The sequence below is a fragment of the Nocardia rhamnosiphila NBRC 108938 genome (genome assembly GCF_000720425.1).
Classification (GTDB): domain Bacteria; phylum Actinomycetota; class Actinomycetes; order Mycobacteriales; family Mycobacteriaceae; genus Nocardia; species Nocardia rhamnosiphila.
On record NZ_JOAJ01000016.1, the window covers coordinates 44,974 to 60,060 of the forward strand.

Annotated in this window: 10 protein-coding genes and 2 tRNA genes; 8 read left to right on the forward strand and 4 right to left on the reverse strand. The window is 68.1% G+C overall.

Going from position 1 to position 15,087, the window contains the following annotated elements; genetic code table 11:
- Positions 1-3 precede the first annotated feature (3 nt).
- Together IG75_RS0134460 and IG75_RS0134465 are read left to right on the forward strand one after the other, a co-directional pair.
- Positions 4-1,053: a mechanosensitive ion channel family protein gene (locus IG75_RS0134460; RefSeq protein ID WP_036515955.1), complete on the forward strand. Its 1,050-nt coding sequence runs from the start codon at positions 4-6 to the stop codon at positions 1,051-1,053.
- A 161-nt stretch (positions 1,054-1,214) separates the two neighbouring features.
- Positions 1,215-1,922 (forward strand): DUF4389 domain-containing protein, encoded by a 708-nt coding sequence (locus IG75_RS0134465; protein WP_030526095.1) that lies wholly within the window; start codon positions 1,215-1,217, stop codon positions 1,920-1,922.
- A 58-nt stretch (positions 1,923-1,980) separates the two neighbouring features.
- Here the strand turns inward: IG75_RS0134465 and IG75_RS0134470 are convergent.
- The 4 genes from IG75_RS0134470 to IG75_RS0134485 all read right to left on the reverse strand — a co-directional run bounded on the left by IG75_RS0134470 (position 1,981) and on the right by IG75_RS0134485 (position 3,905).
- Positions 1,981-2,053: transfer RNA gene (locus tag IG75_RS0134470), tRNA-His, on the reverse strand.
- A gap of 87 nt (positions 2,054-2,140) precedes the next feature.
- On the reverse strand, positions 2,141-2,782 hold the full coding sequence (gene orn, locus IG75_RS0134475) for an oligoribonuclease (protein ID WP_030525549.1): 642 nt from the start codon (positions 2,780-2,782) through the stop codon (positions 2,141-2,143).
- Between the two features lie 84 nt (positions 2,783-2,866).
- Positions 2,867-3,670: a mycolate reductase gene (gene cmrA / locus IG75_RS0134480; protein ID WP_030525550.1), complete on the reverse strand. Its 804-nt coding sequence runs from the start codon at positions 3,668-3,670 to the stop codon at positions 2,867-2,869.
- A 161-nt stretch (positions 3,671-3,831) separates the two neighbouring features.
- Positions 3,832-3,905 (reverse strand) — tRNA-Arg (locus IG75_RS0134485).
- A gap of 135 nt (positions 3,906-4,040) precedes the next feature.
- Between IG75_RS0134485 and IG75_RS0134490 the strand changes: the two genes are divergently transcribed.
- The 6 genes from IG75_RS0134490 to IG75_RS0134515 all read left to right on the forward strand — a co-directional run.
- Positions 4,041-6,080: a bifunctional copper resistance protein CopD/cytochrome c oxidase assembly protein gene (locus IG75_RS0134490; protein WP_030525551.1), complete on the forward strand. Its 2,040-nt coding sequence runs from the start codon at positions 4,041-4,043 to the stop codon at positions 6,078-6,080.
- Positions 6,081-7,049: a threonine/serine dehydratase gene (locus IG75_RS0134495; RefSeq protein ID WP_030525552.1), complete on the forward strand. Its 969-nt coding sequence runs from the start codon at positions 6,081-6,083 to the stop codon at positions 7,047-7,049.
- Between the two features lie 297 nt (positions 7,050-7,346).
- A complete protein-coding gene (locus tag IG75_RS0134500; protein WP_162183831.1) occupies positions 7,347-10,130 on the forward strand; it encodes a helix-turn-helix transcriptional regulator in 2,784 nt (927 codons plus the stop codon).
- Between the two features lie 137 nt (positions 10,131-10,267).
- The gene (locus IG75_RS0134505; protein ID WP_030525554.1) at positions 10,268-10,768 is read left to right on the forward strand and encodes a single-stranded DNA-binding protein; all 501 of its coding nucleotides are present in this window, start codon (positions 10,268-10,270) and stop codon (positions 10,766-10,768) included.
- A 35-nt stretch (positions 10,769-10,803) separates the two neighbouring features.
- The gene (gene ettA / locus IG75_RS0134510) at positions 10,804-12,480 is read left to right on the forward strand and encodes an energy-dependent translational throttle protein EttA (RefSeq protein ID WP_030525555.1); all 1,677 of its coding nucleotides are present in this window, start codon (positions 10,804-10,806) and stop codon (positions 12,478-12,480) included.
- A 95-nt stretch (positions 12,481-12,575) separates the two neighbouring features.
- Positions 12,576-15,087 (forward strand): NAD-glutamate dehydrogenase domain-containing protein (locus IG75_RS0134515; RefSeq protein ID WP_036515959.1); only part of this gene is annotated, 2,512 nt, incomplete at its 3' end.

Sequence of the window (15,087 nt, forward strand, 5' to 3'; positions counted from 1 at the left end):
GCAGTGGAGAACGTGATACGGCTGCTGATCGTATTCGGGGGCACGCTGGCCGTGACGATCGCCCTCGGCTGGGCGATCGACCGCGGCCTGCGATACTGGTCGGCCCGGCATCCCAAGACCGCGATTCCCGGTCTGCTGCGACGGATCCAATTACCGCTGCAGTTGTTCCTGGGCTTCGCCGCGCTGCGGATCACCTATCCGCTGGCCGAGCTGCATCTGCGCCAGGACACGGTGATCCTCAGTGTCCTGGCCTCCATGGTCACCATGTCGGCGGTCTGGCTGGTGGTCCGGATAGTCGACGCGGTGGCCGACGGGCTGCTGAACAGCTACTCCCGCCGGGCCCGCGACCCGCGCCGGGTACGTCAGCTGAACACCCAGTTCACCCTGATCCGCCGGATCACGACCGCGCTGCTCGCGGTCGCGACGGCGGCGATCGCCATGCTGGTCATGTTCCCCGGACTGCGCGTTCTGGGCACCTCGCTGCTCGCCTCCGCCGGCATCATCGGCATCATCGCCGGTGTGGCGGCCCAATCCACGCTCAGCAACCTCATGGCGGGCCTGCAGATCGCGTTCGGTGATTCGGTGAAGATCGGCGACACGGTCGTCGTCGAGGGCGAGATGGGCACCGTCGAGGAGATCACCCTGTCCTTCCTCACCGTCCGGATCTGGGACGACCGCCGGCTCACCATGCCGGTCTCGTACTTCAACAGCAAACCGTACGAGAACTGGTCGCGCGGCGGCCCGCAGATGACCGGCACCGTATTCCTCTACCTGGACCACAGCGCCCCGGTTGCCGAGCTCCGGGAGCATCTCTACGAATACCTGAGCGAGCATCCCGATTGGGACGGCCGCAGCTGGAACCTCCTGGTCACCGACAGCACCCCCACCGGTATCGAGGTCCGGGCCTCGATGACCGGGCGTGATTCGGACGCGGTGTGGTCGCTGCGCTGCGCCGTCCGCGAGGAACTGATCAGCTGGCTGAACAATCAGCATCCGGGCGCGCTGCCGCGCGTGGCCGCGCTGGACACGTTCGAGAAGACGCCGGCCAGGTAAGCCGGGTACGGCAGGGGCGGCCGGTCGAGCGGCCGGTTGATCTCGATGCCGTGTCGGTACGGTGGGATGAATACGAAAACGTGTGTGATAGCTCACAATTGAGGGGCGGCCGAGCCGGTTGGGTCGGCCGGGCCAGCACCCTCGAAGGAGCGTTGATCACAATGCCTGCTCCCGCCGGTTACCCGGTCCGAGTCCGCGGCGATCTGGACCCCGCGCTGTCGCGCTGGATGTGGATCGTGAAATGGCTTCTCGCCATTCCGCATTACATAGTTCTGTTCTTCCTGCACATCGGTTATGCCGTGGTCACCGTGATCGCGTTCTTCGCGATCCTGTTCACCGGCAGGTACCCGCGCGCCCTGTTCGACTACAGCGTCGGGGTCATGCGGTGGTCGTGGCGGGGCAGCTTCTACGCCTGGACGCCCGCCGGTACCGATAGATACCCGCCGTTCTCCCTGTCCCGCGACGACGACTACGCGGCGGATCTGGACATCGACTATCCGCCGACCCTGCATCGCGGGCTGGTACTGGTGAAATGGTGGCTGCTGGCCATCCCGCACTACCTGATCATCGGCGGTATGACCGGGGCGGCCTGGCTGGTCGACTTCGACGACGCCGAGACCACGGCCAGTGCCGCGGGAATCCCGTTGATCGGCGTACTGACCTTCGTCGCCCTGGTCGGGCTGCTGTTCGCGGCACGCTACTCCCAGGGGCTGTTCGATTTCGTGATGGGAATCAACCGGTGGATGCTGCGGGTGCAGGCCTACGGCTCGCTCCTCCGCGACGAGTACCCGCCCTTCCGCCTGGATCAGGGCGCCCGTGACGAGGTGGCGCCCCCACCTGCGGTCGATACGAGCAAACCCGAGGCCTGAGACCGCTGTGGGCCGAACGAAAAAGCCCGAGGACCCAATGGGCCCTCGGGCTTTCCAGGGTGAGTGACGGGACTCGAACCCGCGACAGCCAGGATCACAACCTGGTGCTCTACCAACTGAACTACACTCACCATCGCCGATTTGCACCGGCGGCCTAGATAGTAGCGCGTCTACCCCTCCGCAAGCCAATCGGTTATCGGTGTGCCGGTCGCCGGGCTCTAGACCCGGCCGGGCGCGCCGCCGCCGGTTCCGCCCGTGGTACCGGCACTGACCTCGGCGGCGATCGCGGAGATCTCCGCCGTCGAGGGGCCCGGCGCGGGGACGAAGGCGGTGCGCCGGTAGTACTCGAGTTCCCGGATCGATTCCTGGATATCGGCGAGCGCGCGATGGGCCAGACCTTTCTCGGGCTGGCCGAAATAGATCCGCGGGTACCAGCGGCGGCACAGTTCCTTGATCGAGCTGACGTCGATCATCCGGTAGTGCAGGTGCGCGTCCAGCTCCGGCATGTCCCGGGCGATGAAACCACGATCGGTGGCGATGGAGTTACCGGCCAGGGGCACCACCCGGGCGGTGGGTGCGTACTGCTTCACATAATCGAGGACCTGCCGCTCGGCCTCGGCGAGGGTGACCGTGGAGCGCCGCACCTCTTCGGTCAGGCCGGACCGGGCGTGCATCTCGGCGACCACCTCGGGCATCGCCGCGAGCGCCTCGTCGTCGGCGTGGATGACGATATCCACCCCGTCACCGAGAACATTCAGATCGCTGTCGGTCACCAGGGCGGCCACCTCGATCAGTTTGTCGGTGACCAGGTCGAGCCCGGTCATCTCACAATCCATCCACACCACTAATTTGTCCGACACCCGCACCACCCTAATCAGCGCCGCCACCCGCCGAGCGCAATCACCGCCCTCTCCGTGTGGGAAGTCTCCGGGACCGGCCCCCGGTCAGCCGCCGAGCTTCTTGTAGAACGCGCCCGCGATCGGGGCGGTGACCGCTCTGGGCCCGTAGTTGCCGGCAGCGCTCATACCCTTCCCGATCAGGCCGGGCACCACCCGCATCTTGTTGCGGGCCAGCGCGTCGATCGAGATCCGGGCCGTGTACTCCGATGACACCCACAGGAAATCCGGGACCATGCGGTCGACCAGGGAGGCGTCGGCGGGATCGGGGATCTCGGTACGCACCGGGCCCGGGGCGAGCAGGGTGATGTGCACCCCGGAACCTTTCAGCTCGCCCCGCAGGGATTCGGCGAAGGTGTTGGCGAAGGCTTTGCTCGCCGCGTAGGTGGCGTTGTTGGGGATGGGCATGTTCCCGGCCGCCGAACCGCTCACCAGGATGCCCCCGGCCCGGCGGGCCAGCATCGCGGGAAGCACGGCCAGGGTCAGGTCGTGCACGGCGACGGCGTTCAACTCCAGCTGATCGCGTTCGTAGGCGGGATCGAGGGCGGACAGGGGCCCGAACGTCGCGATACCCGCGTTGTTACACAGGATCGAGATATCCCGGCCCGCGAGTTCCTCGGTGAGCGGAGCCCGCTGCGCCCGGTCGGCGAGATCGACGGCGCGGACTTCGGCGGTGATGCCGTGCTCCCTGGTCAGCCGACCGGCCAGGTCGTCGAGGAGCTCGCCGCGGCGCGCGACCAGGATGAGCGAATGACCCCGGCGGGCCAGTTCGGCGGCCAGTGCGGTTCCGATTCCGGACGAAGCGCCGGTCACCACGGCGCGGCTCTCGGCGGTAGGCGAAGGCAAACCCATTCCCGACACCCTAGAGGGCGCTGCCGGGCGTAGCCCGCCCACAGCCCGCGCAGGGCCGGGGCGAATGCGGAGGTTCGCTGACCGGGATCGGGTGTTTGGGGCGTGACGGAGGGGGTACACCCACTCCGACTGGCCCGAACAGCTCAGTCGGGTGGGTGGAGCGCCCCCGGCAGGAATCGAACCTGCGACCTAGGGATTAGAAGGCCCTTGCTCTATCCAACTGAGCTACGGAGGCAGTGGTTCCACCATGGCGGACAACGGCCGCGCTGTCCAGCTGAAAAGTGTAGCGATCGACCGGATCGTCTGATTTGGGCTGCCCGGAAACAGCCCCGGCGGGCCGAACGGTGCCCGTCGAACTACTCTCGAAGCTATGTCGTCAGCCCAGGCTCCCGCCGCCGAACCCGCTACGAAGGCCGGTCGGCCCAGTGGCTCGGCGGTCGTTCCGGCGGTGCTGACAGTGTTCGCCGCGGCACTCGCCGCGTTGGTATCGATGCTGGTGGTGGGCTTGTCGGCCGCCCAAGCGCTGAGTCTGCTGGGTATTCCCGATCCTGGTCCGCTGACCACCTACGGTCTGCCCGCGCTCCGGGCGCTGGCCGATCTCTTCGCGGCCTTCACAGTGGGGTCGCTGCTCTTCGCGGCTTTTCTGGTGCCGCCGCAGCGTGGCGGTCTACTCGACACTGGGGGTTACCGCGCGGTGCGGCGGGCCTCGGGCCTGGCGGTGGCCTGGGCGGTGAGCGCCGCGCTGCTGGTACCGCTGACCGTCTCCGACAGCACCGGCCGGCCGGTCACCGAGATCTTGGCACCCCAGGATCTGTGGGGGGTCGCCGACGAGATCGAACTCGCCGGTACCTGGCGGCTCACCGCGATCGGCGCTCTGCTGCTGGCGATCGGCTGCCGGCTGGCCCTGCGCTGGGGATGGACGCCGGTGCTGTTCGGCGCGTCGGTCGCGGTGATGATGCCGCTGGCGCTGACCGGGCATTCCGCGTCCGGTGGTGCCCACGATGTGGCCACCAACAGTTTGATCCTGCATCTGATCGCCGCGGCGGTCTGGGTCGGCGGTCTCGGCGCGCTGCTGGTTCACGCGTTGCGGGACGGTACCCATACGGCCCTGGCCGCCCGGCGTTTCTCCGCGGTGGCCCTGGTGTCCTTCGTGGTGCTGGCCGTCAGCGGCCTGGCCAACTCGTGGGTGCGGGTGCCCTGGGACGAGCTGTTCACCAGCACCTACGGCCGGTTGGTGCTGGCCAAGGCCGCCGCACTGGTGATTCTCGGCGTCTTCGGCTGGTTCCAGCGGCGCGCGGCGCTTCCGGCACTGGCCGCCGACCCGGACGACCGGCGCGCGCTCGCCCGCTTCGCGAGTGTGGAACTGCTCGTCTTCGCCGCGACCATGGGCCTGGCGGTGGGGCTGGGCCGGACTCCGCCGCCGGCGCCGACCAGCGTGCCGACCCCGATGGAGGTCGAGCTCGGCTACAACCTGGACGGCCCGCCCACGGTGGCGCGGCTGCTCTTCGACTGGCGTTTCGACCTGATCTTCGGCACGCTCGCCATCGTGCTGGCGGTGCTCTATCTGCTGGGCGTCCGGCGGTTGCGGGCGCGTGGTGACGTGTGGCCGGTCGGCCGGACCCTCGCCTGGCTGCTCGGCTGCGCGGTGCTGCTGTTCACGACCTCGTCGGGGGTCGGCCGCTACGCGCCCGCCATGTTCAGCGTGCACATGGGCGCCCATATGGCGCTGTCGATGCTGACCCCGATCCTGCTGGCCCTGGGTGGCGTGGTGACGCTCGCGTTGCGCGCGCTGCCGCCGGCCGGGCGGGACGGCGTCCCGGGCCCCCGGGAATGGATTCTGGCGGCCGTACACAACCCGGTCTCCCGGTTCCTCACTCAGCCGATCGTGGCCTCGGTGCTCTTCGTGGCCGGTTTCTATGCGCTCTACCTGGGCGGGATCTTCGATGCCTACGCCGATTCCCATACCGCGCATCTGCTGATGAACCTGCATTTCCTGCTCAGTGGCTATCTCTTCTACTGGGTGGTGATCGGGATAGACCCGAAACCGCGCCGGGTGGAGCCGCTGACCAGATTGGCCATGGTGTTCGGTTCGCTGCCCTTCCACGCCTTCTTCGGGGTCGTGTTGATGGGAATGAGCACGGTGCTGGCCGGCTGGTTCTATCGGAGCCTCGACCTGGGCTGGCCCATCGATCTACTGGGTGATCAGCGCACCGGAGGCAGTCTGGCGTGGGCCACCGGTGAGGTACCGCTGGTCGTGGTCATGCTGGCGCTGCTGATCCAGTGGTCGCGCAGCGACGCGCGGCTGGCCCGGCGCACCGACCGCGCCGCGGAACGCGACGACGACGCGGAACTCGCCGCGCACAATGCCATGTTCGCCCAATTGGCCAAGCGAGATCGGGCAAGTAGGTAGATGACCGAGCAGAGAATCCCGCTGACACCTGTGCCACCGCTCCGGCGTATCTACCGGTCGGATGTGCGGGCGGCGCGTCGGCGACTGACCGGGCGCATTCGCAAGACCCCGGTCTTCCACACCGCCGTACCGGGGCCCGGCGGCCCTGTCCCGGTCACCCTGAAGCTCGAGTATCTGCAGCACGGTGGCACATTCAAGGTGCGCGGCAGTTATAACGCGCTGTTGTCGGAACGAGTGTGTCCCGAGCATGTGGTGATCGCTTCGGGCGGTAACGCGGGGATCGCCGCGGCGCTGGCGGCGGCCGGGATGGGCAAGACCTGCACGGTGGTGGTCCCGGAATCGGCACCGCACACCAAGGTCGCCGCCATGTGGTCGCACGGTGCCGAGGTGCGCTGGCACGGAACCACCTACGCCGAGGCCTATGAGCACGCCTGCGAGATCACCGCCGAGCGCGGGGCGTTGCAGTTGCACGCCTACGATCTGCCCGCGGTGGTGGCCGGGGCCGGAGTGATCGAACTGGAGATCGAGGAGCAGGTCCGCGGGCGGCCGCCGATTCTGGTCGCGGTCGGCGGCGGAGGGTTGATCGGCGGGATCGCCGCCGCCGGCGGGCGCCGCCGCGAGATCGTGGGCGTCGAACCCGAGGGGATCCCGACGCTGAATTCCGCGCTGGCCGCCGGAAAGCCGGTCGATGTGGAGGTGTCCAGTATCACCGCCGATGCCCTGGGCGCCTCGCGGATCGGCGAGATCGCTCTCGATGTGACCCGGCGCTACGGTGTGCGGTCCGCGCTGGTGACCGATGACGCGATCACCGACGCCCGGGACTATCTGTGGCGGGAGTTCCGGATCGTCGTCGAACTCTCCGGCGCGGTGGCCCTGGCCGCGATTCTCAGCGGTGCCTATGTACCGCGGGAGGGCGAGCGGCCGGTGGTTGTGCTGTGCGGCGCGAACACCGAACTCCCGGTGCTCTGACACGCTGACCGCGTATCGGTTCACCGCTCGACCACGCCGCGGACGCGGCGCCGAGCGATCTTTCGTCCGACGGTTGTCGCCATGGCGTGAACGAGACACCGGGAGCATCGAGTCCGGCTGCGTCCGAACGTTTTCGACACCCGGCCCCGCTGTTGTCGTGCGGCCCCGCGCGAATGTGGGACGGCGGCCGGCTATCTCCGAATTGTCCGTTCTCCGCTGGCGCTGAGGAGGGATATCACCGGCTCCGCCGGTGGTGGGTCCATGCATGTCATGGTCCGGGTGCTTAAACTGATGCGAGTGCAGCAATCTCTCGCGACAGTGTTCGTCGGTCGCGACGCCGAGGTCGCGGCTCTGGTCTCGGGTGGGCGTACCGCGCTCGCGGGGCGCGGTGCCGTGATCCTCGTGGAAGGCGAAGCCGGTATCGGCAAGACCACGCTGCTCGGTGCCGCCGCCCGGCAGTTCGCCGAACTGGGATTGCAGGTGCGGACGAGTCGCGCGAGAGAACTCCAGCAGGATGTTCCGTTCGCGGCGTTGGCCACCTGGCTCGTCACCGGGGATCCACCCGCCGATTCCGATCCGATCCGCACCCTGCTCGACGGCGCGGACCAGGCCGGAGATGCCGCGGCCACGCACGAATTCGCCTTGGCCGAACTCCTGCTCGAACAGATCCGTGCCTGGTGCGCGGAGCGACCCGTCGCATTGCTGCTCGACGATGTCCACTGGGCCGACCGCTCCAGTCTGGCCGTGCTGCACCGGCTGTGCACGCTCGCCGATCGGCTGCCGCTGGTACTGGTGCTGTCGACCCGCCCCGTCACCTCCGACCCGGCCTTCGCGGTGTTGACCGCCACATTGACCACCTGCGCCGCCACCACCGTCCGGCTGGGCGCGCTGCCCGACGCGGCGACAACGACCATGGTCCGGGAGATGGTCGGCACGGTGCCGCCGCCGGCGCTGCTGCGCCAGGTCGCCCGAGCGTACGGGCATCCGCTGCACATCACGGAGCTGGTGGCCGCATCACTGCTGGATCCCGCCGGCGACGCGAAGCCCACGACCGGTTCCGCCCGGCAGCCGGTCGGCTCCCTGGCCGAGGCGATCTGGCGCCGGGCCGAATCGCTGTCGCGGCCGACCCGCGACCTGTTGCCCATGGCCGCGGCACTGGGCCCGAAGGTCGATGTCGTGGAACTCGCCGCGGTGCTGGACGGCCACATCATGGAAGTGTGGAGCGCGGTGACCGAGGCGACGGACGCCGGGCTGCTCACCATGGTCGATTCCGAGCTCGCCTTCCGCCACGATCTGATCCGGCATGTGCTGGCGGAGCGATTACCCGCCTCCCTGCGCTCGGATCTGCTGCGCCGGGCCGGGCGCGTGCTGCAGACCACGGGCGCCCCGATAGAACGGGTCGCCTACTACCTGTCGATCGGCGGCCGGGAACTCGAGCCGGCGAGTCTGCAATGGCTGCTCTCGGTATCCGACGCGTTGATCGTGCGCGCCCCGGAACTGGCGATGCGCCTGCTGACCCGCATAGTCGATACGGCCGGGCTCGACACGGCGACCCGTGCCGCCCTGATCCGGATGCGGACCCGCGCGCTGCTGTGGAACGGCCGGACCGACCAGGCCGAGGCCACGTTGCGAGTGGCGTTACGGCATCGGCCCGAGCACGCCGACGACCCGGGTCTGCGCTGGTTGCTGGCTCATGTATGCCATGCCCAGGGTCGATTGGCCGAGGCCGTCGAAGTCGCCGAGACCGCGCTGAACACGCTGGATCTCGGCGACGCCGACGCGGCGCGTTTCCTGGGCCTGTGCGCGCTGGACAATTTCTTCCTCGAACGGTTCGCCGAGGCCGAACAGGCCGGGCGGCACGCGGTCGCGCTGGGACGGCAGTCGGGCAACTCCCTGGCCACCGGGTACGGGCTGATGGCCCTCGGCGCCGTGCGCTACACCCAGGGCTACCTGGACGAAGCGCTGGAGATCAGCACCGAGTCGCTCACGGTGTTGCAGGACGGCGCCGGCTCGGACCAGATCGATCCGTACGTGCTGTACGCGCACTGCCTGATCGAGCTCGACCGCCCGGCCGCGGCCGTGGAGGCCCTGCAGACCGCCATCGGCCACAACCGCCGGATGCACGGGCTCTACCTGGCCGCGAACCTGATGGCCAAAGCGCGCATGTTTCTGTTGAACGGGCGCTGGGACGAGGCGATCGCGGAGTGCCGGGCGTGCCTGGAGACCGCCGATGTGCTCGGTTACGCGCCGGTCGCCCACAGTGTGATGGCGCTGATCGGGATACACCGTGGTGCGGCGCCACCCGGAGACGCGCTCGTCGCGGACGACCGCTTGGGTACCGCCGGATACGGGTACATGCAACCGTGGGTCACCGCCCTGGTCCACGAAACCCGGGGCAACCCGGAACCGGCGCTGCGGTTGCTCGTCGAGACCCACGCGAAGCTCGACGGAGGTATGAGCGCCTCGACCCTGCACTACATCCTTCCCGATATAGCCCGCCTGGCGTTCGACGCCGGCGATGCGGAGGCGCTGCACGGCGCGCGGACGGCGGCCGACGAACTGGTGGCCAAGCAGTGGACCGCCGCACGCTCGGGTATCGCGCAGCTGTGCCGCGGGCTGGCCGACCGCGACTCCGACGCGCTCTTCGCCGCCGCGCGGGAGTTCGCGCACTGTGATTGGCCGCTCTACGAAGCCCAGGCCTACGAGGACGCGGCGATCGTGCTGGCCGCGGGCGGTCGCGGGGCCGACGCGCGGGAGGCGCTCGAATCCGCCGTCCAGCTGTACACCCGGCTGGGTGCTTCGTGGGATACCGCCCGCGCGGTGGCCCGGATCCGGCGTTACGGAATCCGCCGGGGCGTGCGGGGCCCGCGCAATCGCCCGAAAACGGGCTGGGCGTCGCTGACCGAGACCGAACGATCCGTGGCGGTCCAGGTGGCCGACGGCTCGTCGAACGCCGATATCGCTGCGCAGATGTTCCTGTCGCGACGCACCGTCCAATCGCATGTGTCGAGCATTCTGGCCAAACTCGGCGTGCGCTCACGGCGGGATATCGCCGCCGCCATGACGGCCGCGGGCCGCTGAATCCGGGGACCACTCTTTCCACAAGTGCGCGGCCGCGCGGAAGTTGTGCACAGATTCGATTCGCGCCCCCCACCGCCCCGTCGGGCCGGTAACCATGAGTACGTCCCCGGAAGCACCGGGCGAACGGAGGGGCGGAAATGTACGAAGCAGTGGCGACCGTGGTCGGTACGGTGGTGACCGAACCGGTGAGACGAGAACTGCCCGGCGGCGAGCAGATGATCAGCTTCCGGTTGGCGAGTACCGCGCGGCGGCTGGATCGCGAAACCGGTGAATGGGTGGACAACGGGACGCTCTTCCTCACGGTGAGCTGCTGGCGGCGGTTGGTGGCCGGGGTGGACGCGTCGATCCATCGGGGTGATCCGGTGATCGTGCAGGGGCAGCTGCGGTCGAACGAGTACCACACCCGGGAAGGCGCCCAGCGTCGCGATCTGGAGATGCGAGCGCATACCCTGGGGCCGGACCTCACCCGCTGCACCGCCCGGGTGGAGCGCCGACGGACCGGGCATCCGGCCACGACCGGGAATATATCCGCCGGTCCCGGCGCTGCGACTGCCGAAACCGGGGCGGCGGGGGAACCGAACGATCCGATGGTGGAGCAGCCGGCGCGCGACGAGGAGCCCGTGAACGCCGACGTGTGAAACCGCACCGATGTTTGACGGATAGGGTGATCGCTATGGCTGAGTTCATCTACCAAATGAAGAAGGTTCGTAAGGCGCACGGCGACAAGGTCGTGCTCGACGATGTCACCTTGAACTTCCTTCCCGGCGCCAAGATCGGCGTTGTCGGTCCGAACGGCGCCGGTAAATCCAGCGTGCTGAAGATCATGGCCGGATTGGACCAGCCGAACAACGGCGAGGCCTTTCTCGCGCCGGGCGCCACGGTCGGGATCCTGCAGCAGGAACCGCCGCTGAACGAGGAGAAAACCGTCCGCGGCAATGTCGAGGAGGGGCTCGGCGAGATCAAGGTCAAACTCGACCGGTTCAACGAGATCGCCGAACTCATGGCCACCGATTACTCCGACGAGCTCATGGACGAAATGGGCAAGCTGCAGGAGGAGCTCGACCACGCCGATGCCTGGGACCTGGACTCCCAGCTGGAGCAGGCGATGGACGCGCTGCGCTGCCCGCCGCCGGACGAGCCGGTGACCAACCTCTCCGGTGGTGAGCGCCGCCGGGTGGCCCTGTGCAAACTGCTGCTCAGTAAACCCGACCTGCTGCTGCTCGACGAGCCCACCAACCATCTCGATGCCGAGAGCGTGCTCTGGCTCGAACAGTTCCTCGCGCAGTACCCGGGCGCGGTCTTGGCGGTCACCCACGACCGGTACTTCCTGGACAATGTCGCCGGCTGGATTCTCGAGCTCGACCGTGGCCGGGCCATCGGTTACGAGGGCAACTACTCCACCTATCTGGAGAAGAAGGCCGAGCGGCTCGCGGTCCAGGGCAAGAAGGACCAGAAGCTGCAGAAGCGGCTCAAGGACGAACTCGCCTGGGTCCGGTCGGGCGCCAAGGCACGCCAGGCGAAGAACAAGGCACGTCTGGGCCGCTACGAGGAGATGGCCGCCGAAGCGGAGAAGATGCGGAAGCTGGACTTCGAGGAGATCCAGATCCCGGCCGGTCCGCGACTGGGCAGTGTGGTGGTCGAGGTGGAGCACTTGGACAAGGGCTTCGGCGACCGGCAGCTGATCAAGGATCTGTCCTTCACCCTGCCGCGCAACGGCATCGTGGGCGTCATCGGGCCCAACGGTGTCGGTAAGACCACGCTCTTCAAGACCATCGTTGGTCTGGAGGCGCCGGACAGCGGCACGGTGAAAGTCGGCGATACCGTCAAACTGAGCTACGTGGACCAGTCCCGCGCCGGTATCGACCCCACGAAAACCGTATGGCAGGTGGTTTCGGACGGGCTCGATTACATCGAGGTCGGCCAGCAGGAGATGCCCTCGCGCGCCTACGTGAGTGCCTTCGGGTTCAAAGGCCCGGACCAGCAGAAGCCGGCCGGGGTGCTCTCCGGTGGTGAACGCAACCGGTTGAACCTGGCGCTCACCCTGAAGCAGGGCGGCAACCTGATCCTGCTCGACGAGCCCACCAACGACCTCGATGTCGAAACCCTGGGATCGCTGGAGAACGCATTGGAGCAGTTCCCGGGCTGTGCCGTGGTCATTTCCCACGACAGGTGGTTCCTGGACCGCACCTGTACGCATATCCTCGCCTGGGAAGGTGATGCCGACAACGAGGCCAAGTGGTTCTGGTTCGAGGGCAACTTCGAAGCCTACGAGGCCAACAAGATCGAGCGCCTCGGTCAGGAAGCCGCACGGCCGCATCGAGTGACACATCGCAAGCTGACCCGCGGGTAACGCCGCGAGACTTTTCCCGCTGCCCGGCTTCGGGTCTACCCTCGGGGTCGGTGTCGGTGTGTCCGAGAGAAATACCGGATTCAAGGGAGTGGGAAATGACGGTCTCGTCCGAATTGTCCAGCGAGGCATGGGCTGCCGAGCTGCCGGACACGCTACGCGCCGACCTCGGCACCTTGGAGGACGGCTATTTCCGGCATGTCGAGACCGACGACGCCGACTGTGAGATCACCGCACCGACCTTGACCTTCCGTGCCCATCTGACACTGGCCCTGACCCGGCAACCGGGTCAGGGCCTCGTCCGGGTCCACCACCCCGACGACGGGTCCGGGCTGGGCGCCGCGGTACAGATCGTCACGGACGATATGCCCATGCTGGTCGATTCGGTGACGGCACTCTTCGGCCGGATGGGCGGCACCATCAGCGAGGTCATCCACCCCATCTTCACGGTGGAACGGGATTCCGGCGGCGCCCTCACCGCGGCTCGCCTGCACGAGGCCGACCTGCGGCGCAACGGCACCGGTGACGGTCGCGAATCCTGGATCCACCTGCAACTCCACCCGGCGACGAGCGCCCAGCTGCTCGACGAGATCGCCGCCGCCGTACCGGACGTCATCAAGGATGTACGGCAGGTGAGCAGCGATACCGAGGCGATCCACGCCATCGTCGACGAATTGGCGACCCGGCTGGAACAGGCCGGCGATTCCGCGGCCGCGGCCGAAGCCGATATCGAACCCGCCGACTGCGCCCGCCTGCTGCGGTGGCTGGCCGACGACAACTTCACCGTGCTCGGATACGCGCGCTATCGGCTCGAGCCGGGTGCGGAACTGCCGGTCCCGGTGGCCGATTCCGAACTGGGCGTGCTCCACCCCGGCACCGCGACCGGTTTCCAGGTCCCGATCACCGCGGGTGCCCGGCCGCTGCTGCGGATGACCCAGGGACTGATCCCGGTGACCATGCAGCGCGCGGTGTACCCGTACTACATCGGCGTCGCCGATCTGGACAGCGCGGGCGAGGTCCGGGGGGAACACCTGTTCGTCGGTGTCTTCACGGTCACCGCGCTGCACGAGAACGTCCTGGACATACCGGTGGTGGGGCAGCGGGTCCGCGCCGCCATCACCGACAGCGGATTCGACCTCGACTCCTTCTCCGGCCAGGCCATGCTCGAAGTGATGCAGGGCTTCCCGCGCACCGAACTGTTCTCCTCCGATGCCGCGACTCTGCGCCGGACGGCCACCGCGGTACTCAATGTCGGTTTGCGGCGGCAGGTGCGGCTGTTCCTGCGGGTCGATCCCTACGGCCGGTTCGTCGCCGCCATGGTGTACCTGCCCCGTGACCGCTACACCACCGCTGTCCGCCTGGAAATGCAGGACATCCTGGTCCGCGAGCTCGGCGGCGCATCGATCGATTACTCCGCCCGGGTGAGCGAAAGCGAACTCGCCAGCGTCTACTTCACCATCCGGATGCCGGGTGCCGACACCACGGAACCGGTGGGTGCTGCCGAGGAGATCTCCGAGGACGAACGGCGGCGGATCCAGAACCTGCTCGCCGAGGCCAGCCGTACCTGGGACGACCATCTCAACGACGCCGTGAACGCGTCGACGGTGCTCGATCCGCGGATCGTGCGCCGCTACTGCGAAGCGTTCCCCGAAGGCTACAAACAGGATTTCAGCGCACGGCGCGCGCTGGCCGATATCGATCGCCTGGAGCGGTTGCGCCCGGGAAGTATCGATCAGCACCTGTACCGGGTGGCCGGCGCGCCCGCGGGCTCCTGGCGCTTCACCCTGTACATCGGGGGCTCCGGAATCTCACTCAGCCAGGTACTTCCGGTGCTGCAGAGCCTCGGGGTCGAGGTGCTCGACGAACGCCCGTACCGAATCAGGCGGGAACGCGACGGCCACGACGCCGAGGAACGCTGGATCTACGATTTCGGACTGCTGGCGAGCCACGAACTGCTGCACGGTGCGCTCGACCAGGACCTCGACGCCGAACTGCTGGAGGTGGCGCCCGATACGCTCGCGGCACCCAAGGGTAGGGTCGCCGCCGCCGACCGGGTGCGCGACCGGTTCACCGCCGCCTTCGACGCGCTCTGGTACGGCCGGGCCGAAGCCGACGGCCTGAACGAGCTGGTGCTGCGGGCCGGACTGTCCTGGCGGGCGGTCGCCGTGCTGCGCACCTACGCGAAGTACCTACAGCAGGCCGGGTTCCCGTACAGCCAGGTCAATATCGCCCGGGTTCTGCACACCTACCCCGATGCGGCGAAACTGTTCGCGCAGTTGTTCACCGCCCGGTTCGATCCGGACAGCCACTCCACCGAACAGGCCGCCGAGCTCGAAGAGCGCCTGCACGAACGGATCGATCAAGTCGTGAGCCTGGACGCGGACCGCATCCTGCGGGCCATCCTCGGCCTGATCCGCGCCACCTTGCGCACCAACTACTACGTCACCGATCCCGACGGCGCTCCCCGGGATTTCATCTCGGTGAAGGTGGAACCGCAGGAGATCGCCGAACTGCCGCAGCCGCGGCCGAAGTACGAGATCTTCGTGTATTCGCCGCGGGTGGAGGGTGTGCATCTGCGGTTCGGTGCGGTGGCTCGTGGTGGTTTGCGGT

What these genes read in the sequence shown, in the direction of transcription:
- IG75_RS0134465 (WP_030526095.1), top strand. Translation starts at nt 1,215, where the DNA reads ATGCCTGCTCCCGCCGGTTACCCGGTCCGAGTCCGCGGCGATCTGGAC.
- IG75_RS0134495 (WP_030525552.1), top strand. Translation starts at nt 6,081, where the DNA reads ATGACCGAGCAGAGAATCCCGCTGACACCTGTGCCACCGCTCCGGCGT.
- ettA (WP_030525555.1), top strand. Translation starts at nt 10,804, where the DNA reads ATGGCTGAGTTCATCTACCAAATGAAGAAGGTTCGTAAGGCGCACGGC.
- IG75_RS0134505 (WP_030525554.1), top strand. Translation starts at nt 10,268, where the DNA reads ATGTACGAAGCAGTGGCGACCGTGGTCGGTACGGTGGTGACCGAACCG.
- cmrA (WP_030525550.1), bottom strand. Translation starts at nt 3,670, where the DNA reads ATGGGTTTGCCTTCGCCTACCGCCGAGAGCCGCGCCGTGGTGACCGGC.
- IG75_RS0134490 (WP_030525551.1), top strand. Translation starts at nt 4,041, where the DNA reads ATGTCGTCAGCCCAGGCTCCCGCCGCCGAACCCGCTACGAAGGCCGGT.